This is a genomic window from Neobacillus canaveralius (assembly GCF_047237705.1).
Lineage (GTDB): Bacteria > Bacillota > Bacilli > Bacillales > Cytobacillaceae > Neobacillus > Neobacillus niacini_K.
Genome location: NZ_JBDFLL010000001.1, coordinates 3,508,415 through 3,531,566 on the forward strand (window position 1 = coordinate 3,508,415; position 23,152 = coordinate 3,531,566).

Annotated in this window: 24 protein-coding genes and 2 riboswitches; of the genes, 2 read left to right on the forward strand and 22 right to left on the reverse strand. The window is 38.8% G+C overall.

Annotated elements, in window-relative coordinates:
* Positions 1-255: 255 nt before the first annotated feature.
* The 5 genes from ABC255_RS17590 to ABC255_RS17610 are packed head-to-tail and all read right to left on the reverse strand — an operon-like array spanning position 256 to position 3,955.
* Positions 256-1,269: a ThiF family adenylyltransferase gene (locus tag ABC255_RS17590; RefSeq protein ID WP_412995470.1), complete on the reverse strand. Its 1,014-nt coding sequence runs from the start codon at positions 1,267-1,269 to the stop codon at positions 256-258.
* Positions 1,266-2,033, reverse strand: coding sequence for a thiazole synthase (locus tag ABC255_RS17595; RefSeq protein WP_412995472.1), 768 nt, complete (start codon positions 2,031-2,033; stop codon positions 1,266-1,268). Before ABC255_RS17595 ends, ABC255_RS17590 begins: the two co-directional genes overlap by 4 nt.
* A gap of 3 nt (positions 2,034-2,036) precedes the next feature.
* Positions 2,037-2,240, reverse strand: a complete 204-nt coding sequence (thiS, locus tag ABC255_RS17600; protein WP_412995474.1) for a sulfur carrier protein ThiS — start codon at positions 2,238-2,240, stop codon at positions 2,037-2,039.
* 4 nt (positions 2,241-2,244) lie between these two features.
* Positions 2,245-3,363, reverse strand: a complete 1,119-nt coding sequence (gene thiO, locus ABC255_RS17605) for a glycine oxidase ThiO (protein WP_412995476.1) — start codon at positions 3,361-3,363, stop codon at positions 2,245-2,247.
* Positions 3,347-3,955: a thiamine phosphate synthase gene (locus tag ABC255_RS17610; RefSeq protein WP_412995478.1), complete on the reverse strand. Its 609-nt coding sequence runs from the start codon at positions 3,953-3,955 to the stop codon at positions 3,347-3,349. The genes thiO and ABC255_RS17610 overlap by 17 nt, the downstream gene beginning before the upstream one ends.
* Before the next feature lie 152 nt (positions 3,956-4,107).
* A riboswitch (TPP riboswitch) is annotated at positions 4,108-4,217 on the reverse strand.
* Positions 4,218-4,394: 177 nt separating this feature from the next.
* On the opposite strand from ABC255_RS17610, the gene ABC255_RS17615 reads away from it, so the two are divergent.
* Together ABC255_RS17615 and ABC255_RS17620 are read left to right on the forward strand one after the other, a co-directional pair.
* A complete protein-coding gene (locus ABC255_RS17615) occupies positions 4,395-4,772 on the forward strand; it encodes a GntR family transcriptional regulator (RefSeq protein WP_412995480.1) in 378 nt (125 codons plus the stop codon).
* 18 nt (positions 4,773-4,790) lie between these two features.
* Positions 4,791-5,882 carry a DUF1648 domain-containing protein gene (locus ABC255_RS17620; RefSeq protein WP_412995482.1) on the forward strand — a complete coding sequence of 364 codons (1,092 nt, stop codon included), beginning with the start codon at positions 4,791-4,793 and terminating at the stop codon, positions 5,880-5,882.
* A 65-nt stretch (positions 5,883-5,947) separates the two neighbouring features.
* Here ABC255_RS17620 and ABC255_RS17625 read toward each other — a convergent pair whose 3' ends face one another.
* From ABC255_RS17625 to ABC255_RS17705, 17 genes are all read right to left on the reverse strand, one after another.
* Entirely contained in the window at positions 5,948-6,610 is a 663-nt protein-coding gene (locus tag ABC255_RS17625) for an HAD family hydrolase (protein ID WP_412995484.1), read from the reverse strand.
* A 216-nt stretch (positions 6,611-6,826) separates the two neighbouring features.
* The gene (locus ABC255_RS17630; RefSeq protein WP_412995486.1) at positions 6,827-7,480 is read right to left on the reverse strand and encodes a hypothetical protein; all 654 of its coding nucleotides are present in this window, start codon (positions 7,478-7,480) and stop codon (positions 6,827-6,829) included.
* Between the two features lie 207 nt (positions 7,481-7,687).
* Positions 7,688-8,653, reverse strand: coding sequence for an alpha/beta hydrolase (locus ABC255_RS17635; protein WP_412995488.1), 966 nt, complete (start codon positions 8,651-8,653; stop codon positions 7,688-7,690).
* Between the two features lie 159 nt (positions 8,654-8,812).
* Entirely contained in the window at positions 8,813-10,312 is a 1,500-nt protein-coding gene (locus ABC255_RS17640; protein WP_412995490.1) for a carboxylesterase/lipase family protein, read from the reverse strand.
* A 232-nt stretch (positions 10,313-10,544) separates the two neighbouring features.
* Positions 10,545-11,255 (reverse strand): YwaF family protein, encoded by a 711-nt coding sequence (locus ABC255_RS17645; protein ID WP_412995492.1) that lies wholly within the window; start codon positions 11,253-11,255, stop codon positions 10,545-10,547.
* 141 nt (positions 11,256-11,396) lie between these two features.
* Complete coding sequence (locus tag ABC255_RS17650; RefSeq protein WP_412995494.1) at positions 11,397-11,933, reverse strand: VUT family protein; 537 nt, start codon at positions 11,931-11,933, stop codon at positions 11,397-11,399.
* Positions 11,934-12,231: 298 nt separating this feature from the next.
* Positions 12,232-12,981, reverse strand: a complete 750-nt coding sequence (locus ABC255_RS17655) for a nucleoside phosphorylase (protein WP_412995496.1) — start codon at positions 12,979-12,981, stop codon at positions 12,232-12,234.
* The gene (locus ABC255_RS17660) at positions 12,953-13,615 is read right to left on the reverse strand and encodes a sulfite oxidase-like oxidoreductase (protein WP_412995497.1); all 663 of its coding nucleotides are present in this window, start codon (positions 13,613-13,615) and stop codon (positions 12,953-12,955) included. Before ABC255_RS17660 ends, ABC255_RS17655 begins: the two co-directional genes overlap by 29 nt.
* 20 nt (positions 13,616-13,635) lie before the next feature.
* Complete coding sequence (locus tag ABC255_RS17665; protein WP_412995499.1) at positions 13,636-14,553, reverse strand: ABC transporter permease; 918 nt, start codon at positions 14,551-14,553, stop codon at positions 13,636-13,638.
* Positions 14,540-15,616 carry an ABC transporter permease gene (locus ABC255_RS17670; RefSeq protein WP_412995501.1) on the reverse strand — a complete coding sequence of 359 codons (1,077 nt, stop codon included), beginning with the start codon at positions 15,614-15,616 and terminating at the stop codon, positions 14,540-14,542. The genes ABC255_RS17665 and ABC255_RS17670 overlap by 14 nt, the downstream gene beginning before the upstream one ends.
* Positions 15,600-17,120 (reverse strand): ABC transporter ATP-binding protein, encoded by a 1,521-nt coding sequence (locus ABC255_RS17675; RefSeq protein ID WP_412995503.1) that lies wholly within the window; start codon positions 17,118-17,120, stop codon positions 15,600-15,602. Before ABC255_RS17675 ends, ABC255_RS17670 begins: the two co-directional genes overlap by 17 nt.
* A gap of 235 nt (positions 17,121-17,355) precedes the next feature.
* Entirely contained in the window at positions 17,356-18,372 is a 1,017-nt protein-coding gene (locus ABC255_RS17680; RefSeq protein WP_412995505.1) for a BMP family protein, read from the reverse strand.
* Between the two features lie 188 nt (positions 18,373-18,560).
* A riboswitch (SAM riboswitch) is annotated at positions 18,561-18,669 on the reverse strand.
* 154 nt (positions 18,670-18,823) lie between these two features.
* Positions 18,824-19,843: a multifunctional transcriptional regulator/nicotinamide-nucleotide adenylyltransferase/ribosylnicotinamide kinase NadR gene (nadR, locus tag ABC255_RS17685; protein WP_412995507.1), complete on the reverse strand. Its 1,020-nt coding sequence runs from the start codon at positions 19,841-19,843 to the stop codon at positions 18,824-18,826.
* Positions 19,844-20,539, reverse strand: coding sequence for a nicotinamide riboside transporter PnuC (pnuC, locus tag ABC255_RS17690; protein WP_412995509.1), 696 nt, complete (start codon positions 20,537-20,539; stop codon positions 19,844-19,846). It abuts the gene before it with no gap.
* A gap of 13 nt (positions 20,540-20,552) precedes the next feature.
* Positions 20,553-21,317: an NUDIX domain-containing protein gene (locus tag ABC255_RS17695; protein WP_412995511.1), complete on the reverse strand. Its 765-nt coding sequence runs from the start codon at positions 21,315-21,317 to the stop codon at positions 20,553-20,555.
* Between the two features lie 215 nt (positions 21,318-21,532).
* A complete protein-coding gene (locus ABC255_RS17700) occupies positions 21,533-22,369 on the reverse strand; it encodes an HAD family hydrolase (protein WP_412995513.1) in 837 nt (278 codons plus the stop codon).
* A 399-nt stretch (positions 22,370-22,768) separates the two neighbouring features.
* Entirely contained in the window at positions 22,769-23,143 is a 375-nt protein-coding gene (locus tag ABC255_RS17705) for a DoxX family protein (protein WP_412995515.1), read from the reverse strand.
* Positions 23,144-23,152: the final 9 nt, after the last annotated feature.

The following is a 23,152-nucleotide window of genomic DNA, read 5'->3' on the forward strand; positions in this document are numbered from 1 at the left end:
TCTGCATATAGTTCTACTCTACTATACATGAAAAAGGTACATAGGCTACACATATCCAAAAAAAGATATAGTAAGTCCTAAATAGACTCAAAATCATACATTTGAGGAAGTATCAGTAGTAAAGCGAGAGCGTATCCATTATTCAGGAACGCTCTCGTTTTGTTGAAACTATATGACCTTTTGTATAAACTGTACAGTTTTTTGTAGAAACTGTACGCTTTTTTGTATCTTGGTCCACCATCAAACCAAATCCTATTAAAATTGAATGAATCGGTTATAGACTGCTCGTGCCTTTTTGGCCTCATTGGTACCGTGTATAATCGCACGGCCATCCTTAAAGAAAACAATTCGATAATCCTCAAAGTTACAGGAAAGCAAATATTCATTTAATACTGGATTAGTAACATGATTCTCCAATCTCTCCAACAAGTGAGGGAGTGAATATGTATTCGGCTTCAGCCCTGGACGAAGTTGGACAGCATCTCTTCCACATAAGACATCTGTTTTCATCTGGTTTTCAAACAATAAAAAAGGATGGGATGGTTGTTCTCCGCATGTTGGACAAAGTTTGTTTTTTAACTGATTCACATTGATCTCCGCTTTTTCATTTTTCCAAATATCCATGGATTGAAGCATCGGAGAAAGTGTTTCACCGGAGAGAATCTGTAAAACTTGTGTAACCTGCAATGCCGCAGTAATTTGAACGATCGGACTTATCACGCCAACGGTATCACAGGTCATCCCATCCATTGGCAAATGATTTAATAAACAGTGTAAACAAGGTGTTTCTCCCGGAATAATCGGATATGCAAGTCCATAACTTCCAACACATGCTCCAAATAGAAACGGAATTCCATGTTTCACAGCGGCATCATTCACAATTAAACTAGTTTCAAAATTATCAGTTGCATCCACGATCACTGAATGATCTTTTATCAATTCTTCAATATTCAGTCCGTTAACATCCTCTATGAAACTATTAATAATAATTTCGCTGTTGATTTGTTCGAGTCTTGTTTTGGCAGCTATGGCTTTTGGTAATTGATTTCTTACGTCTTCTTCCGTATATAATTGCTGCCTTTGTAAATTGCTCAGATCGACATAATCTCGATCGACGATCGTCAGGCGCCCGATCCCGGCTCTTACTAACATTTCAGCACTTGCAGATCCAAGAGCTCCTGCACCAATGATGATTACACTTGCCTCTTTTATTGTCGCTTGTGCCTTTCTTCCTAAAAATAACTCCTGTCTTAAATACCGCTTTGTCAAGATGTCACCATCCCAGTTGTTGGACTGCTCGCTATCGCATACTCCTTTTCTTCTATTCTTCCAGCTTCAAATCCTAATCTCCCTGCTGTTACTGCCAACTTAATTGCCTGAGCCATTTTAACAGGATCTTTCGCACCTGAAACGGCTGTATTTAGTAACACTCCGTCCGCACCAAGCTCCATCGCAAAGGCTGCATCTTTAGGAGAACCAATACCCGCATCAATGATCACCGGAATCGAAGACTGTTCAATAATAAATTTTAAGTAAAGTGGATTGATAATTCCCTTACCAGAACCAATCGGTGATGCAGCTGGCATTACAGCGTGTACCCCAAGTTCTTCAAGACGTCTTGCTAATACAACATCATCGGATGTATATGGCAAAACAATAAATCCTTCTTCCAATAACATTTCTGAGGCCTTTAATGTTTCAACAGGATCTGGTAAAAGTGTTCGGTCATCTCCAATTACTTCTACTTTAATCATGTCACATAATCCAGAAGCTTTTGCCAGTTTCGCAATCCGCACCGCCTCTTCAGCTGTTTTTGCACCAGCCGTATTAGGAAGAAGCGTATATTTAGACAAATCTAGTTGTTCAAGAAAATTTGGCTGCTTATCTGAAAAAATATTCATTCTTCTAACAGCAAAGGTTAAAATTTCTGCTTCGGATACTTCTACCGCCTGTTTTTGAATATCAAATGATGGATATTTACCAGTTCCTAATAAAAGTCTTGATTGAAATGTACGATCGGCTATTTTTAACATGTTTCATCCTCCTCCTACAAAATGAATAATTTCAACGACATCCCCATGCAAGAGACTGATTGTTTTATAGTTTTCTTTCATAACAATTTCCTTGTTGACCTCAACTATGACAATACGGTTTTCTAAATGATAGTGGGAAAGTAATTGTTCCACCGTAATGACTCCCTCAAGAAGGTCAACACTCTTTCCATTTAATGTAATGGACATTTTTTCACCTACTTAACAGCAATGGCTGATGGCGGTCGATTTTAAAGGCCTCCACCCATTCGCTTTTTATTTGTCTTTTAAGTATCAAATCGCGAATCATCTGCCCCGTTGCAGGAGCAAGCAGGATTCCATTTCGATAATGCCCTGTAGCAAATAATATCCCTTCCTCTTCAGGATGGTGGCCGATGAATGGTTTTTGATCAAATGTTTGCGGACGTAATCCAGCCCAAAATGAATCCATTTTCATATCTGCGACAGTCGGAAGCATCGTTTTTGCCTTCGCAATGATAGTCTCAATCCCATTAAGACTAACTCTTTCATTCCAGTCATTCGTAATCATGGTTGCTCCAATCACGAGCCTTCCGTTATTTCTCGGCACAATATAACAGTGATCATAAAAGATGGTATGTTTTAAAGTCGCTTTTTCATCTATTACAGAAAGGCATTCCCCTTTTACAGGAGTCAATTGATGGTCTAACCCAAGCTGTTTAAAAAATTTTGTACTCCAAACCCCGCTGGCTACCACAACATGCCTGGCTTCAGCATGACTTGTTGCTGTTTGGATCAAGAAGCTATGATCTTTCTTTTGAATATCTAGTACAGGGGAAAATTCGAAAAGAGAAGCCCCAAGTATTTGGGCACTTTTGGCAAAAGCCTGGCAAACAGCATTTGGCATAACATTGACATCTTCTTCAATGTAGGCTGCTCCTAATAGATTGGAAGAAACATCTGGTTCCATCTCCCATACTGCCTCTTTATCGAGCCATTTTACAGTCGGTTGGGATAAGATGGAGCGAAGCCCAAATGCATCAGGTTCATTATAAGCAAGCTTTAAAATCCCCCCTTTTCTGTACCCTATATTGAAACCGCTCATATGATTTAATTCATCCTTAAGTTGGAAGTAGGCATTCTGACTGCTTCTTGCAAAATGGAAAAACACATCAATATCCCCGTCACATTCAGAGTGAGCACCAAGCATACCACCTGCAGCACTTGTCGATTTCGAACCTATTTGATTGCCTTCAAACAATGCTACATTCATCTTTTCCTTTGCTAAATAGTAAGCAATTGAGCAACCAATTATTCCGCCTCCAATTATGGCTACATCAAATTTTTGATTCATGTTTTATCGCCTCATAATACTTTTTTGTTGAAAAAAATGGATCTTCTGCGAAAAAAATTCCTGACATCACCGCTATACCATCTGCTTTCACTTGTTGCAATGTGTCTATTTTATTCAATGTAATTCCACCAATAGCATAAACAGGGATTCTTAGCTCCTCTTTGATTTTAAGAATAGGCTGAATGCCATTTGGATTCTTTCCTTTTTTACTATACGTCTCAAAGCAATGACCATATAAACAATAGTCCGCGCCATCTCTTTCCGCTTTCTTTGCTCCCTCATAAGAATGAACAGAGCGTCCAACCCTTATTTGAGGAAAATTTTGTTTAACCATTTTTACAGGGAGACCTTTTTCTGGTAAGTGAACTCTTTGGATACCCATTAACAAAGCAATATCCAAACGGTCATTTAGGATGATTTTATCTTTATCAACACCACCCTCCTCCATATATTGGAGCAAAGTGATGATTTCATGAGCTGTTTTTGTTTTTTCGCGTATTTGGACAAAATCTATTCTTTCTATTAACCCAATGATTTTAGATGCTAAATCACGTACTGATTGCCTATCATCTGTTACTGCTATTAGCTTCACGTTTATCTCTCCTTAAATCCAATTAAAAACCTTAGACACCTCCTTAAAAAATCATAAAGTATCAATTCTATCAGCATTTTTTTCAATAAAAAAACCACTTTCCTAAATAGAAAAGTGGTTTGGTTTGAAATTTGTTCACATGCAAACAAGTACAAACACATTCTCTACTTTCCTACGCAGGTTCTAACCTGTTCAGGTTTTGAGGGTTTAAAAGTAACTACTTTATTCTCAGCCCTTATCAAGGGATCCCCTAGCAATTGAATTATTCAGTTTATTTGATTATTCTGAGTACAACCGTAATTCTAATACAATAATTGGAATGTTTCAAGTGAATTCGATTCTATTTTATTCGCAAATTAAAATACTATTTCTTTTGTTCTAGTTTATATAGAACAGATGTGTTATAATAAATGTAGAACAGATGTGGAGGAGAAAGAAGATGATGATTAGAATTGAACCCGACTCTGACATTCCTATTTATGAGCAAATATCCAATCAAATTGTCGAAGGAATCGCTCGAGGTTTGATTCAACCAGGTCAAACGCTGCCTTCAGTGAGGGCTTTTGCATCTGACCTTGGTGTTAACATGCATACTGTTAACAAAAGCTATCACCTATTAGAGAAAAAAGGAATCATCAAGATTGTTCCGAAATCGGGCGCGATTATCTCTTATCCTCAAGATTTCAATGAATCCTCTTTCGATCGACTAAAAAATGAATATCAGCCACTCATTGCAGAAGCACTTGTGGTCGGAATGTCTGAAAAGCAAATTCAGGAGCTTGTTGCCGCCATTATTAATGACTTTAAAAAGAACTAAAACAAAGGAGGAACTTATATGACATTAGCCATTTTTCTTTTTATCTCCCTCATCCTGGTTGGTATCCAGACAGCTATTCCCTTTTTAGTAAAACGGACGATTATCTTTGGCGTCACCGTCCCAGAAAAGCACATAAAAAATGAACAGCTATTATCTTATAAAAAGAGATACACATTCATGGTTGCCCTTCTTTCATGTATCGTTCTAGCCAGTTATATACTTTGGGCAATGATAAGTACTCCCGGTGAAGAAGAAACCGTGTTAATCGGGATATTGATCCAATTTGGCATTATTCTTTTCAGTTTTTCCCTATATTTTTTCTATCATGGAAAGACCCTTCAATTAAAAAAGAAAAATAATTGGATGGAAAACTTAAAACAGGTTAAAGTATCTGATTTAACGGTTCGTTCACAAGATGAAATGCTACCTTGGTATGTATTTTTACTTCCAATGATGATTACTGTCGGGGTCATCGGATATACGATTTTCCAATATGACCTATTGCCGGAACAAATTCCAACTCACTGGGGAATAAATGGTGAAGCGGACGCCTTTACAGAGAAAACGCCAATGTCAGCGATCTTAATGCCGCTAACGCTTTTAGCTATGCAAGCAATGTTCCTGGGAATCAATCTTGGAAAAAATAAATCTGGTTTTAAATTAAGTGCAACCAGTTTAAATGCATCACGGACTCGTCAGCTAACATTACGGAAAAACTCAAGTTGGCTGATGTTTGGAGTTAGTTTATTGCTAACAGTTATGTTTAGTTTCTTCCAATTAACCACGATTCACCCTGATTTATTTGCAGGTACGGTCATGATGGCAACGCCAATTATTTTCCTAGTAATAGTATTAGCCGGAACCATTGTTTTTGCTATAAAAGTAGGGCGTTCAGACAAACAATCTGTCGATGAGGCAGAAGAGGAAATAACAGATTACGACGATGACCCACACTGGAAAGGCGGACTCTTTTACTTCAACCGAAATGATCCTTCTATTTTTGTAGAAAAACGATTTGGCGTTGGCTGGACCCTGAATTTTGGTAATCCAATCGGTTATATCATTGTTATCGTCCCGCTTGTGGTCGTTATAGTCTTAACTACCTTGTAACTAAAACGAGAGCGTATCCATTGATTAGGATACGCTCTCGTTTTGTCTGTCAATAAGCTGTTTGGTTACGATATGATTTCCCATTTCTTATTATTAGCAATTTCTAATAGACGAGGTTCAGGGTTGACCGCTACTGGATTTCCAACTAATTCAAGAACATTTAAATCTGTGTAACTGTCCCCATATGCAAAGCTGTTTTGCCAGTCAACTTTCATGTTCGATAAATGGTTATTGATAAATTCAGTTTTTCGTTCACCATATATATAGTTTATTGAAGCATTCTTCCTTAGTTTTTCATCCTCATAAGGAATACTGCTTCCAATGATACAATCAAAAGTAACATCCTCAGTGACCGAATTCAGGAGCGGCTCATATGCTCCCGAAACAAGCATGGTATAGTACCCATCTTTTTTATGTTGCTCGAGTCTATGTAACATGTGATTACTCAGGTTTTGACTCATCATCCCGCCAATTTGAGAAAAAAACTCATCAATTTCTGATTTGGTAGAAGAACCAAATGCAGCTATATAAGACCACATAGAGTACTCTTTCATTTTTTGCTCGGGATAAAGCTTACATTTATATGCTAGGTAGACAGGTAGTATTCTGAAGAAGAATTTACGATACTTCTGAAAATGGATAGGATGTTTCTTTAAATGACTCATCAAAAGCGGGAAAGTCTCCTCAGGGAATAATGTTCCATCAAAATCAAAAATTGCAACCTTCATATGATCAGCCTTTCATTTATTAGTTCTGCCTTTTTATCTTCTCCTCTACTATACATGAAAAAGCTGGATAGACCACACAAATACAAAATTTGCTCCTTTTTCCTCATTTTCACCATTTAAGTATTTGTAAGAAAGCTCCCTCCACTTTTAGAGGGAGTTTTCTGTATTTATCCCTTATGATTGATCAGAATTTGCGAACTCCCATACTTTATTTTCTCATCCAACTTCAATCTCTTCTTTAGAATACGATTCGTCAAGAAGATTTTTCCATTGTTCATATAAAGTATTAGCTATTTCATAGACTTCGTAGTCCAACGGCAGGTCTTCCTGTAATCTCTCTGTTAATTCGGAATACATTCCTTCCCATGTCTCTAAGATTTCGTTATCAACAAGCTCTGATAACCTCGGTTTATTTTTATTCCAATTTGTATACAGGTTATTACACCATTCCAACATATTTTCACGGTATTGGTTTACTTCCTCCAAGTCAATATATTGTTTAGATTCACTCTCACTCTCTTCACGATGAGCGTTTGTTTCTAAATCATCTTCATCAATGTGGATTTGTCCATCCATTTCCACATAATTTTCAGATTCGACTTCAAGCTCTTCTGGATAAGCAATTGATTCTCTATAAAGCAGTTCCCATTTTTCATATAAATTTTTTGCAGTTTCATAGTCCTCCATGTCGGCATTTATGTCTTTTGATAACTTCGCTTTTAATAGGCGGCAAGATTCTTCCCATTCCGATATGATTTCGATGTCATAGAGTTTTAAAAACCTCGGTTTCATACTATCCCAATTTTCCTCAACAGCATAACACCATTCCAACAAATCATCTCGGTAATGTTTTTGTTCATTCATTTTCATTCATTCCCCCACCTAATTTGTTTTTTCAACATTTTCATTCACGAATGAATTGGTCATTTGTCATTACTAAATAACTCACAATCTCATACTATGTACCTTGATTGTCCCAGGATTAGACCAATACCCATAGGGTATATATAACTTCCGACATTAGAAAAAAGAAAACTCCCTTGATGAAGGGAGCAATGGTAAGACAATCCTATTAAATTATTTTCGATTCGCACGATCTAGAAAGTTTTGTAATCTTTTCTTATATTCTTCCTCAGACACCTTATAGGCCTCTGTGTGACCGGCACCTTTCACGATCCACAACTCTTTTTCACTAGAAGCCGCTTCATAAATTTCAGTTCCCATTTCAGTTGGGACAAGCTCATCCTGGTCTCCATGTATAATAAACAATGGGAGTTTATTCTTCCTTACGCTCTCTAATGCAGAAGCTTCTTCAAATGTATATCCCGCTCGAATTTTCGTAATGACACCCGTCACTTCCATGAGCGGAAAGGCTGGAAGGTGATAGAGGTATTTTAATTGATGGGATAATTCAGCCTTAACCGTGGTATACCCGCTATCTGCGATAATTCCTTTTACTTCTTTTGGTAGCTGTTCACCGGAAGTCATCAGGACGGTTGCGGCACCCATTGAAAAACCGTGGAGAAAAATAGTATTCTCTTTCTTTTCTCTAATTAAAAAATCTACCCAATCAACATAATCCTTACGATCATGCCATCCATAACCGATATAGTCTCCTTCACTCATGGCATGTCCTCTGGCGTCTGGCTTTAGTACATCATATCCCATATCGTAGTAATCTTTTGTAATCCCTGGCATTTGTTCGCTGCTGCCCTTATACCCATGAGCCAGAATCACGACTTTGCCGTTAGAATTAGGATTCTTCAAAAAACGCCCCTTTAATGTTAAGCCATCATAAGACTTCATCTGAACGATTTCAAACTTCTGCTGCTCTGTCCATTTCATTAACGCCTCTATCTTTGCCTGCTGATCCTCTGATCCTTCAATACTAGCCGCCGCCGCCGAGCTGCCTCCTCCATGAAGGTCCGGTCCTTCTTGACTGCGATTAATACCGACATTGTAAAAATAATTGCCGGCAAGGGCCATTCCTATTATAAAAATCAAAACAACTGCTATACTTATTCTCACCCATCTCTTCTTCAACTCGATTCTCCTTTATCATGATGTAAATATTTTAGTATTTTAATAAATTATAATTGATATGTGATCATTTTTTAACAACAAAGAATTTAAATAAGGATACGACAGTAAAAGTGCCAGGCACCTTTCCCATTTGAGGAAATTGCCTGGCACTTCTTATGTTTAACTAAAGGATTTCATCATCATTGTTGCCTGTTCCCAAATCATCCGCTCTTCACGGTTTGGATCATTTTCTACTGTACTTTCTATATTAAAAATCATCGTTGATCTCTCATTCAGGTTATACTTCGGCCATTCAGGAAGGTTTTCTGAACCAGGATTGCCGTTACGCGCAAAATTAATCCATGCCCTGTGCATTTGATTAGCTACCAATTGACGTTCAGGAGATGATCCTGTGAAATTATCCGTATTTGGGGTATCTAATGTATTAAACACAAATGGAATTTCTAAGGCATGCGTTGATTTAAGCGCACCTCCAAATACCGGTGTTTCCCAATCAAAACGATACATCCAAATAGGAGCACCTTGTTTTACCTGCAGTTGTGCTAATTTTTGTGCAGGGTATGTAAAGATACTCATCGTTAATAGTTTGTTATAGAGTTCTTGGGATAAAGGCTTGTTACCTGCGAGATAACTAGAAATAAGCGGTACCAGTGGTCCAAAAGTTTTTTCAAAAAGCTCGGTAACCTTTGTCTCATCTGCGTTTTTCCACTCAGGGTCAAAAACACTAAAAATATTGTATTCATCTTTATTCGTCCCGATTAAGAGGGTAACATCCTTTGCAGAACCCTCTTCAATCGCCTCTTCCGGTTGTCTTGGCAGTGAAATACCATCAATCACTGGCCCTAAGCTCATCGGAGGAACGAGGTCGGAGGCTTGGATTAACTGTTCAACTGGCAATTCTTCTAATTTTGATAGATTCGATGGTTCAACTTGTAAAGTGGCTAATAATTGACCCGCTATTTTTGTAGCTCTTTCTGAAGAATGTACATTTGCTGCTGCACCACTTTGGAGAATGGCTTTATGGAATAGACCTTGTGCTGATGGGAATCCAAGCAACACACCAATGCTCATTGCCCCCGCGGATTCTCCAAATATGGTTACATTATTCGGATCTCCTCCAAAAGCCGCGATATTCTCCTGCACCCATTGCAATGCTGCTACCTGATCCTGAATGCCGCAATTTCCAGAAGTCGCATACTCCTCACCCCCAATTTCTCCAAGGTGAAGGAAGCCAAAAATACCCAATCGGTAATTAATCGTCACGACAACGACATCACCTTGTGCAGCAAACGAAGCACCATCATACCAGCTGCTAGACCCTGATCCAGACACAAAAGCACCGCCATGAATCCAAACCATTACTGGCCGCTTTTTATCATCCGCTGCTGGTGACCAAACATTTAAGTACAGACAATCCTCACTCATATTCGAAATGTCATTTCCAAAGAACTCCATTATGTCCCGTTGTGATTGTGGAGCCACTGGTCCAAAGGAGGTCGCATCGCGGATACCTTCCCAAGAATCTGGCAGCTCCGGGGCACGAAACCTAAGTGGTCCCACTGGAGGCTTCGCATATTGAATCCCCTTCCATGTAAATACACCATTGATTTGTTCTCCTTGCAGCTTACCGTAAGCGCTTTCAATAATTGTGTTCGTCATTACCCTTCTCCTCTCTTAATTTAGAAGTTTATGTTTCAACTTCATGTTGCTATTTAAAAATATTCGAGAAGGAGAAGGTATTTTCCTTTTATTTACATAGAAGAATTAAATTAGACACAATTCAGTTGTGTTGTTATTGGCACTGTACGGTTAATTGTAGAACCTGTATGGTTTTTTGTAGAACCTGTGTAGAAACTGTATGGTTCTTTGTATAAGCTGTACACTTTGCCATTCAATTTGCAGTACCTTTCTCTCTTTTTAATAAAATACCCATTGGTATATACGTAATCATAAACACAATGATCGCGGCTATTTCAAGGCTAATGTAATACATGATTCCACTACCGAAGAATGACAGTAAGGTTTCTGTTTCTGAAGGGCTAGCTAAAAAGAAAAAATTAGTGTCCAAAAACCGGTTCAAGAAAAAAATGGGTACAGCAATCACATTCAAAGTAAGGTAGCTTGATATAACTGCCTTTCTAGGAACTCGATACCCTTCAAAGAGGATAAAGTACAATACAGCTAGTGGGATGGCGGAATGATGAAGGAAATATTTTAAGAACCGAAAATGAGGAAATTGGTAGACGATATCCGGTGTGACCATACTTAATATCGCAGGAAGGAGTCCGATGAAAAATAACAGATTAAACACTTTTTGATTGGGTTTCAAAAATAAAAACAGCGATAAAAACGTACTGAGTGAACAAAGCTGTAATGGGAGATCAGCCACTTCCCATTGGTTCGTTAGAATTAACCACAAATGGAAAGAAACCTCACAAACAATTAAGATAGTAAATAATGTCCATTTTATGAGATTTTGATATGATTTAAGACCACGCCTGTAGTACACGAAAAGGAAAAAGGTTAGAACAAAGAGAATTAACGTCAAAATATGGGGCATTGAAAAGAACGTGAAAGTCTGCATTCCGGTAACAGAAAACATAATAACAAACACCTCTTTTCTAAAAAATTCAAGAGTCATAAGAATATATGACTACCACAGTCCGTACTAGACGTTGATGGACTATGATTTATATAAAATAAAAGCCCCAAACTCAGGATGAATGAGTTTGGGGCTTTAAACTTAATTAGCAACTGTATTTTTGCTCATGTTATTCGTTTGATGAATGATGAGCGCTGCAATTCCTTGGATGATTGTTTTAACAATAACTTGACCTAGGATTGCTGCTGGAACAGCTTCCCATGGAAGGAAGTTTGCACCTAATGGGCTCAGACCAAGAACCACGAAAATGGCAGAATCCAGGATCCCTCCGACAATTCCGCTGTAAAGAACACGTAAGCTCATTGGCAATTTTAATCTTGAATAAATTTCAGTATCGGTTGTTTCAGCAATCGCAAAAGTAACTGCAGAAGCTAGCACGATGATCAAAGTATCACCTAAAATGGACGAAACTACTGCCGACGCTAAAAGTGCTATCCCAATAAACATATAGGTTTTCTTTCTGCCGTACTTGTTTTGCACTAAGTCACGGAAGATAAATGTGGCCCCGATTAAAAATGTTCCCATTGGAACGATGAATATCCCCATAACAAATGGTGCGAATGCTGCAGTTACTACATTTGCCGTAACGATTGAAACTAAATACAATAAAATCCTCACAAAAATACTCTCCCTTTACTCTCTAAGATGAACAACAAAAAAACAGCACCTCTAAGAGAAATGCTGCTTCGTCTTAGTTTTTTTAGCGAGGGGTGCTACAACCTCGACCACAGTACGTGGATTTATATTTAGGATTCACTTATTTTACACTTTTCCTATCAATCTGTCGATACCTTTGTAAAAAGATAGTAATATAGTTTTTTGCAATTGACAAATCACCGGATCCAATTAAGCCCGAGCATTATAAGTCGGCTTTTTTAATCGTATCTACAAGGTTTCAGCGAGCGAAACCTAAAGCTTATATTGCTGTGATTGCATTCAAGGCAATTTTCATTTCTGCTTCCACAGCGCTCGCGACCAAGTCATTGTGTGGATTATATTCGTCTCGCAGCTCAGCATCCGCATAGCCATCAATCGCCATAATCGCCCCAGCTTTTACGCCTTTTAAAGAAGCAATAACAAACAAAGCAGAGTTCTCCATGTCGACTGCTAGTACTCCCGCTTTTTTATAAAGCTGATGTGGAAATTCGATTACTCCTGAATAGAAGGCATCGAGTGTAAGGGTAATCCCCTCATTTACAGGAATATCTCCCTCATTTAAAACTGCCGCATTCATTAATGCCTCAACAATCTTACGGTCGGCAACCGCTGGAAAACCAGGAGGAACAATTTGTTTCGTTAATCCATCACAACTCACCACCGCGGTGCTGACCACAAGGCTTCCAGGTGTCACCTCTTTTTGATAAGAACCTGCAGTTCCTACACGAATGATCGACTGTACGCCACCCATGATTAGTTCTTCAAAACATACGGCCGCACCTGGTGCTCCAACACCATGGCTGACTACCGCAACCTGACTCCCCTTCCAACTGCCGCTGTAAGTATGGTACTCACGATTTTGAGCGAGTTGAACTGGGTTGTCCAATAAATCGGCGATAATTTTGGCACGACCTGGATCCCCGCATACCAGGACACGATCGGGCAGGCTATCTGATGTTAGTTTTAAATTTGGCAATTGTTTAGTCAAAGTCTTTTCGCTCCCATTCATCTTCTGGTATTGGCAGATCTTCTCCTGAGAATCTTTCATCTTTAAATGGATCACCATTGATATGGAAACCGTTTTGTTCCCAGAACCCTGGCTGGTTTTCGTCAATAAACTCAATTCCGCGGATCCATTTTACGCTTTTCCAAAAATAAAGATGTGGTACAACAAGTCTTAGTGGCCAACCATGCTTTTCCGTTAACGGTTCCCCTTCAAACGAATGTGCTAAGATAACATCCTCTTTAAGTAAATCCTCTAAAGCAATATTGGCTGTATAATCATTATCACCATGCAGCATCACATACTTGCTCTTAGGAGTCACTCCAATCACCTTTAGAAAATCGCTGAACTTGACACCGGTAAAGCTATTGTCAAAACGAGACCAGCGTGTAACACAGTGAATGTCTACCTTAATGGTTGTCTGTGGCATTTGTTTGATTTGGTCATAGGAGAGAACGACCTCTTTGTCGACTTCCCCAAACACCTTTAAATCCCATTTTTCCATATCATAAACCGGCACGTCTCCTTCATGAAGAATCGGAAAACGTTCCGTTAATGCCTGACCAGGCGGTAGTCGCTTTGCGAGCTTCGGATCAACCGCCGGAACTCTCGTCTTTTTAATTCTTTCTGCTTTATTCATCGTTTCCTTCCTCCTTGTTCTTACCTAGAGCTTTGCTGTCCTGAAAGCTGTGAGTCTGCACCACGGTTCTTTAGGAAGAACATCGCAATGATGGTGATGATGTAAGGTAGCATTGCCGTAAATTGGGTTGGCATCGAAAAACCTTGAAGTCTGATACTTAACGCATCCATCAGCCCAAATAAAAGACTAGATCCAACGATCCCGATTGGATGAGATTGACCTAGCATCATTGCCACTAAAGCGATAAAGCCACGTCCAGCCGTCATGCCCTCAGTAAACATAGTCACTTGACCAAGTGAAAGCTGAGCACCAGCTAAACCGCAAAGAATTCCACATCCTACAATTGAACCGTACTGTAAAAATGTAACCTTTAAGCCAAGGCTTCTTGCTGCTGCTTCATTTTTCCCCACCGCAAGAACTCGGAAACCAGTAACCGTACGGTAAAAGAAAATATACAACAATATTGCCGCTAGAAAAGCAACATAAACTAGTGGTGAATGTCCAGAAAGAAGTTTACCTACAACAGGAATCCCTTCAATCACCGGAATGTCCACCTTTTGCAGTCCTTCCATGTTTTTATCATAAAAGGCACCTTTTACATCAAAAATCGCCCGAAGTCCAAACGTCGTCAAACCCAGTACTAAAAAGTTGATTGCAATCCCTGCTACGATTGGATTTGCTTTAAATCGAATGGCCGCCAAACCAAATAGCAGTGAAACAAGGACGGATCCTAACGCACCGACTAAAACGGCCACAAGCACACTTCCGCTAAAATAATTTCCAACGATGGCAGAAAAAGCACCTGCTAAAATTAGGCCCTCAAGACCAACATTAAAAATTCCAACGCGAGCACAAAGGGCTCCTCCTAAAGCTGCCAAAAGAATCGGACTAATCATTCGAATCGCTGACGTAAAAAAGGAGAGATCAAGCAGCTCCATGGATGTCACCCGCTTTCTTCTTTACTTTCCACCAATTGATGGTGATTTTTGCTGTTACAAATAAGATAAGGACACCCTGAATTACACTGGCAATTTCAAGCGGAACCTCGGTATTTCGCTCCATTCCCATTGCACCTGTTTGAAGTGCAGCAAGGAGAATCGCCGCTACCGCTGTACCAAGAGGATTAGAATTTGCCAGAAGGGCTGCCATTAGCCCGGTCCATGCATAACCTGGCACCGTTAGGGAACCTTCCACATATCGATATTGTGAACCAAGGACTTCAACTGTCCCCGCTAGTCCAGCGATCCCGCCGCTAAAGAACATGCTGAACAATAGAACCTTAATCTTGTTAATTCCGCCATACTCAGCAAAAAACGGGTTATATCCGAGCATTCTTACTTCATATCCGAGTGAAGTGAAACGCAGAATGATAAATAGGATAATCGCCAAAACAATCGCAATGACGAATCCCATATGAACACTCATACCTTGGAATAACTTAGGAAGCCATGCCATCTGATCAATCATCGGAGTCTGCGCTAATGCAGCCGATCCACTTATGTCTTGGAACGGCTCTGAAACTAAATAACCTGCAAATAACACCGCAACATAGTTTAAGAGTAACGTTGAAATTAATAGCTGTACTTTAAATCTAGTTTCCATCCATCCCGCAAGGAGCGACCATAGGCCCCCGGCTAAAAACCCAGCTGCGAGTGCAGCTAGTATTTTGATGATTCCTGGTCCTGGAACATATAAAGCCGCAAGTGCAGCACTGACAGCACCTAACACCATTTGCCCTTCTGCTCCCATATTAAAGACACCAGCTCGAAAAGCAATGGCCAGCCCTAAACCGATGAAAATAATAGGAGTGGCACGAGCAAGTGTGGCGGTAACAAAGTAGAAATTTCCGAATGCACCGTCCCACATGACTTTGTAGGTTTCCAAAACAGACGCCCCTACTAGACTAATAGCGACTGCCCCTGTCAAAAGCCCAATCAACACGGCCGTAAGAGGCTGTACCAACGAGCTAAGCAGTTGTTGTAGTTTACGCTTGCGATTCATTCTCGTTTCCTCCTGCCATAAGTACACTTAATCTCTCTTCCGTCGCTTCTTTTCGATCGAGAATATCAACAATTTTCCCTTCGTACATAACAGCAATCCGGTCTGATAAAACGAGTATTTCCGATAACTCAGACGATACAAGCAAAATTCCCTCTCCATTGTTTCGTTTCTCAATGATTGCTTCATGAATATATTCCATGGCGCCGATATCGACACCACGGGTCGGTTCTGCTGCTATGAGAAAATCAGTTTCAAATCCTAGTTCACGTGCCACAATAAGTTTCTGCAAGTTTCCGCCTGATAGATTTCCTGATTTTTCGTCTAAGGAAGGTGTTTTAATTTCAAATCGTTCAATCCATCCCCTAACAAGCTTTCGAAATGGGCTTAGTCGGATAAAGGAAGATTGATTGAACATTTTCTTTCGATAATAGCCCATCAGTCCTGTTTCTTCGACAGTCGCTTCCTTTGCAGCGCCCCACAGGTAACGGTCTTCTGGAATATGAGCAAGACCAGCACTTCTTCTAGAGGCCACACTTTTTCCCGTTAAGGTTGTCTCCCCTAAGCGGACACTGCCACGATCGATTTTTCTCAAGCCTGAAATTGCCTGAATCAGCTCTGACTGCCCATTCCCCGATACTCCGGCAATCCCGACAATCTCTCCGCGATGAACTGTTAAAGAGAGTTGATCCAAAATTGGTTTCTCATCTTTTCCGCCGATTGAAAGATTGTCTACCATAAGAAGCGGCTCGCCATTCACTTGAATACGGTCGGTAAGTTTCTGAAGTTCACGCCCGACCATCAAGGTGGCCAACTGTTCGACATTGGTATTTTGTTTTAAAACATTTCCAGTAACTTTACCATTTCTTAACACGGTGATTTGATCCGCTACTTTCATCACCTCTGGCAGCTTGTGCGTAATTAAGATAATACTTTTCCCTTGATCCGCTAAGAATTGAATCGTTTTTAACAGTTCCTCAACCTCAATCGGAGTCAAGACTGCTGTTGGTTCGTCTAGAATAATAATATCCGCACCCTGATATAACACTTTTAAAATTTCAATCCGCTGCTGTTCACCAATCGAGCAATCGCCAGCTTTTTTCATTGGATTGACATTGATTTTATATTGTTCGCTAAGTTCTTTCACTTTTTCTGCCGCTGCTTTTCTATTAAAGAAACCATTACGTTTCGGTTCATGCCCAATTACAATATTTTCTGTTACGGAAAAATCTGAAAACAACATAAAGTGCTGATGCACCATACCGATACCATTTTCAATCGCATCCAGTGGTCCAGAAAATTTGATGTTCTTACCGCCCAATATTATTTCACCGCTCGTCGGCTGTTCAAGACCGTAAAGCATCCGCATGAGGGTTGTCTTGCCGGCACCATTTTCGCCGACAATCGCCAAAACCTCTCCTTTTTTCAGATGTATCGAAATCCTTTCATTCGCAAGGAACTCACCGTACTTTTTGGTCATTTCCTTCATTTCTAACACATCGCTCATGGTTTTACCCCCCTTTAAAAATGGAAACCGACTACATTGTGCAGTCGGTTTACTTTTTTCAAATGGCTCTTTTCTTAAACTTTGTTAATGATTGTACTAAGTTTCCTTAAGAAATAGTATAAATTCAAGAAGAAAAGAGCCAGCAATCTAAATTCTAGAGCGGAACCTAGCTATTTCCACGTTAAAATCGGCTTTAGGATTTTAACAACCATGCTAACGGTAATAGCCTATTAGATTAATTGCTCAGTGGATTTTTGATTTCTCGTTTTCCAGATACAATTTCTTCGTGAAGTGCTTTTACTTGGTCAATAACTTCTTGTCCAACAAAGCTGTTAAGCGGTGTTTTGCTTTCATGTGTTACATATGTTAAGCCAACGCCCTTTTCCTTCAAGCCATACTCGACAATGCCTGTTTTAAAATCGCCGTTTGCAAATGCTTTTACTGTTTCATATGCAGCAGCGTCCGTCCCTTTTAACTGTGAAAGAACGACGTGCTCTGGATCTACCTCTGTACGGTCAACGTCCTGACCAGAAGTAAAGATTCCTTGTTCTTTTGCTGCCTCAAATACACCCAGATCTCCGACTGCAGCAGCTCCTGCAACGAAGTCTGCCCCCTTAGAAGCTTGCAACAACGCTAATTCTTTTGCTTTCGCCGGATCCGTAAAGCTTCCAACATAGTTTACTAAAAACTCAGCGTCTGGATTTGTTTCCTTTAATCCTTCTTCAAACGCAACTGTCCATTTTTTCATTAGTGGAATATCCATAGCCACTACCATACCCACTTTATCACTTTTGGTAGAAAGGCCTGCTGCAGCTCCTAGCAAGAACGCTGCTTCGTGCTCTCTGAAATTAACACTTTGAACATTTGGAAGGTCGACGACCGTATCAATAATTGCAAATTGACGATCCGGATTTTCTGTTGCTACTTTTTTCAATGCATCTTCTGATTCAAATGATGAAGTAATGATTAAATCATATCCTTCTGCTACAGCTACGCGAAGATTTTCTTCTATCGCTGAATGATCCGTAGATTCGATTGTCTTTAATTCCACTCCAAATTCGTCTGCTGCTTTTTTGGCCCCTTCATCCATTTGCTGGAAGAATGGGTTAACCCCAATTTTCTCAGGCAGTACGAGAGCAATTTTCTTCTTATCCTCTTTTGATGATGTATCTTTCCCCGTTGATTCTTGTGCTCCACATCCAGCGACAAGCAAGACTAAAGCTAGTGCGATAAATGCAAGTAGTTTTCTCATGACGTTCCCCCTGTGTTATATTTCGTTTTTATTACTATTTGTCTATTAATTTACTAAAAAAATTCGAAAATAGCAATACAAAATCGAACATTTTTAAAATATTTTATATTAATGTTCGTGTTTTACTGTTTCACCCCATAAAAAAACCCTTTTCCGAAAAATAGGAAGAGGGTTTTTGAATATACTCTTCCTTATCTTTCAGAACTTCCTCGTTCTGTAGGATTTGGCACCATACTATATAAATATAGCGGTTGCTGGGCGTCATCGGGCCAGTCCCTCTGCCTCTCTGGATAAGGTTAACAATATGTATTTACGTAATTAAGTTAAACAACATAGCAATAATAAAAACTTAATTTATTATATTTTAAAAGTTTTCAAATTACAAGACTATTTAATTATTATAAAAATAACCGATGGAAATTAGCTGCTCATCGGTTTATTTTTTATTTTTTTACTGTAGCAATTTATCAATATGTTCCATGGCACCTTTTAACCTGATTTCATAACTACCACTCAAGATTTTATAGTCAACATCATGCTTATTTAATAATGTTTTTAGGTTCTCATTGTTTTGGTCTCTTACCTTCTCTTCGCCATGAACACGTAAGCCGTCATCCACCCATTTTACATCTGGTTCAAGGAATAGCCATAGGTCATAATCCTGTATTTTTGCAATCTCATCTAGAACCAGCTGATGTTCATTATTGTATAGGTTTGAGTAAAACTGGGTTACAATGACTTCTGTATCGATAAAAACAAGCTTATTTGCTTTTCCAATGGCCTTAAATTCTTCCATCTTATGTCCATAAGCAATCCTTTGATAATCTTCCTTGACCATAATCCCGTCACAGCCACCCAATTCTTCACATAGAGTTCGGCCATATTCTTCTACATAGGTTGTGTTGTAAATTTTAGCTAGGTTTCTCGTTAAGGATGATTTCCCACAGCTTTCAGTCCCAACCATGACAATCTTTTTTACAAAATAAGGTCTAACAAAATCAGGTATGAACTCCCAATGTTTATAGACACCTTCGGTACGAATGGTTGTAGCAGAGATGGTTACCTGTGAACGCATTGGATCGATCAGCTTATGCTTTGCGTTAGGATATAATTCTTCAAAAATATCATTATATTGAACTTCTGAACTAAAAACGAGATCTATGGGCTTTCCGATTTCTCTTTTTATTAATTGTGCTCCTTCAGCCCAATCGTAGTTGTCGTTATCTTGATGATCTTCAATGCTAATTGCTTTTACATGTGGCATATCTTTGGTTAATTGTGAAAGCCAGCGTAGCCGGATTTGAACAGGAATATAGTTCATTTTTGTATCCTGACAAAGCTCTCTGTCTCGCAGTTCGCTATGAGATAAAACAACGTACAGTTCATCCACGATCGTTGAAGCATGAACGATGGCATACACATGGCCAAGGTGCAAGGGAAGGAATTTTCCTCCGATAAAACCAACTGTCATTTAGGCCGCCTCCTGAACTTGTTTGATCGATAGTTTTCTCCAATTCACATACCCGTAAATGCTGTTTACAAGGAATGCTGACCACATCACTAGCATGGAGAAATCATTTCCTCCCTGAGAGATTAGAACACCCAGCCATAGAAAAATTGATAAAACATTGACTGAAATCCATAGTAGCCATTGTTCGGTATATCGCTTTAACATCAAAATTTGTGCTGCAATCGATAGTACATTTGTGGCTGAATCGGTCCATACTAAATTGCCACCTAGGAATTTTAAGAAAAAGCCATAGACAATCGTAAGAATGATGATAGACACTAAGGTATAGAACCATCCTTTTCTTGTAAGGCTGCTTATTCTGACATCTTCTCCCTTAACACCATGTTCGGTTTTGTTCTTTTTCCACATATAGATTCCAATAAATTGTACTGGAAAGTAAAACAATGCATTTAACATAACCTCTCCATAGAGGCCATAGCCGTATGCAATATAAGCATAGGTTAACGTTTGGACAATCCCGAAATAATAATTTGCGATTTTTCCCTTTGCCACTAAAACCACGCAGAGCATACCACTTAAAGATGAGATCAAACCAAGAAGTGAGTCGGACCAAGCGAAGAACAGGTAAATGTTAATCAATGTAAAGGTGAACAACCAAGCTATTTCAAAACGCGTCCAATTCTTTAAAATCCCCATTTGTACCTCTCCCCTAACCTTTTAGTTTATTTCTATATACCGAAACAATCGGTTGAAAATCTGTAAAACGGTAAAGTTGTGCCGGTGTTTTCGAATATGCATTTGATTTCTTAAGTTTCCCGTTTTCCGATATAGCTTCTATAAATGGAAGTGTTGGTGCTTTTCTAAAAAATGCCGCATCGGTTGAGATGGATGGGTCATCCAAAACGGTAAGCAAAACTCCTTGAAGCTCCGAAAGCACAAACTCTTCTGGGAGGAAATGTTTTGCAAGTGTGGTGAGGGCCATATCTTTCTTGATAAACCAGAGGGCATCATCAATAATACTGCGATGGTCGAAGGCAAGTTCAAGAGCTAGAGCTTCTTCAATAGAAAAAAGCTGGACATCTTGGGCGTCATAGGTAGTTTTGCGCTTTTTCAAGGAGTTTTCGTTCGCTATGACATAATGGGCATTTGAAATTATCCAGCCTCTTTTGTCCCGATTAGGTGAGTCATAAACACCAAAATGTTTGATCCGAAGTCCATCCACTCCCGTTTCTTCCACCAGTTTACGTTCTGCTGCTTGAAAAGCTGTCTCATCCGGCCGAACAAATCCACCTGGAAGTGCCCACTTCCCTGCTTCGATATTTGTATTTCCTTCATGGTCCCATTCACTTCGTTTAATCAGCATTATTTTCAAACTTTTTATGGGAGGCTTATATTCACCATTACTTTCAGATGTAATCGTAAAAACGGCAATATCACTCGTATAACCATCTGGAGTTGTAAATTCATTTTTCATTTAATTATTCACCTCTTTTATTAATTAACAGTGTGTTAATCGTTAATTAAAGTGTATTCCATTATTTGTGTTTAGTCAATATTTTTTTACAAAGATTCCCTTAAGCAATTAAAAATAGGCACAATCATAATGAACGATTGTGCCTTTTGACTTAAAGTTAGGGTCTTTAATAATAAAAACAGCGACAAGCTTTTATACACTTGTCGCTGTTTTTATTAAATAAGTCCATATTTTATAAAGCTTTTATAAATACCATCATTATTGTGTGTATCAGTAATATCATCAGCTACTTGCTTAACTGTTTCTTTTGCATTCCCCATAGCAATACCGTTTTTAACAAATTCAAGCATTTCAATGTCGTTCAAACCATCTCCGTAACCATAGGTATTCTCTTTATCTATGTTTAAATGCTGAATTACCTTTGCAATTGCTGTGGCTTTATGAACGCCTAGTACAGATAATTCTCCACTGTTGTTACCTAGTAGTGAAACTGTACTAGGTATAACGGTAAATGCAGCTCCAAATTCTGTCATTATCACTTCAATAGGAACTTCTGAGTCTAGAAAGGAAATCTTATTTATATCCTCTCTAACCAATTCTTCTCCTTCAATCAAAATATCAAAAAATGGCTGAAAACCTCTTTTGATTTCTTCCATGGCATCAGAATGATCCATGATATATTTTTCTATAATGGTACTTAGGTGATTTTTGCAGTTGATACTTGCAAATACACCATTATTTGACTCTAAGTAAAAGTCAATACCATGTTTGTTAAAAAACTCAACGAGATGCTGCACTTCTTCGCTTTTCAATTTTTCGTGCAAGAGTACATTTTCTCCTATTTCGACATATCCCCCTGCTGCCGCAATCATACCATCGAAACCGACCTCTAGGATTTCGGAGAAAATTTCTGCTTTAGAACGCCCTGTACATATGAAAACAAGGTTTCCATTTTCTCTAGCTTTTCGAATAGCAATTTTAGCTGATTCTGGGATTACTCCGTGGTCATTCACTAATGTTCCATCTATATCAATGAAAATTATATTTTGCATAGTTATCTCCAATAATTAAAGTATTTATATTGTTATTGTTAAAATTTAAATAATAACGGTGAAAGGCTGCACTAGTAGCGTAATACTTTTTGGAACAAGAGTAAACAGATACAAAACTTTTAGTCATTAATATCAAAAGGAGTGATTTGTTACAATAATGAAACAAGGTGTTTCTTAAAATAAAGTTTAATTAACTATTCTGTCCCATTAGTAAAAGAAGTTAATAATAATACTTTAAACATGTAAACGTGCAAAAAAGCAGTGTGTTTTCATTGAGAAACACACTGCTTTTATAACTGTTATTATATTTGATTTCTGCTATGAGGCTAACTCAAAAGTGAACGGCTTGTTCTCATAGATGATTCTTTTTCCAATCTAAACACTTATTTTATAATAAATTTACCAGGTCCAATTGGTGATGGATAGTAACATTAAAGTTGCTGCGGCTAAGGCAATATTCTTTAGGAATTGATTCATCTCGCCTACTTTTGCATTCTGATCTGTTTCCTTCCAGAAATTGTGCATTATGAAAGCTGATAAAACGAGGAATAGTACCAATAAATATAATCCCCATTCTATCCAATATGCAGTAAGGACGCTCAATCCTCCTGCTAGGAGTACTAATCCCGTTACTACTACCGATAGTCCTGGTGCTGGCACCTTCTTATAGGCTGCATACTGCTTTAAACCTTGAAATTGGATGAAATGATTTAGACCAGAATAAGCAAAATAAAGACCAAATACTGCCCGACCAACCAGCCATAGCCAATCCATTCAGACATC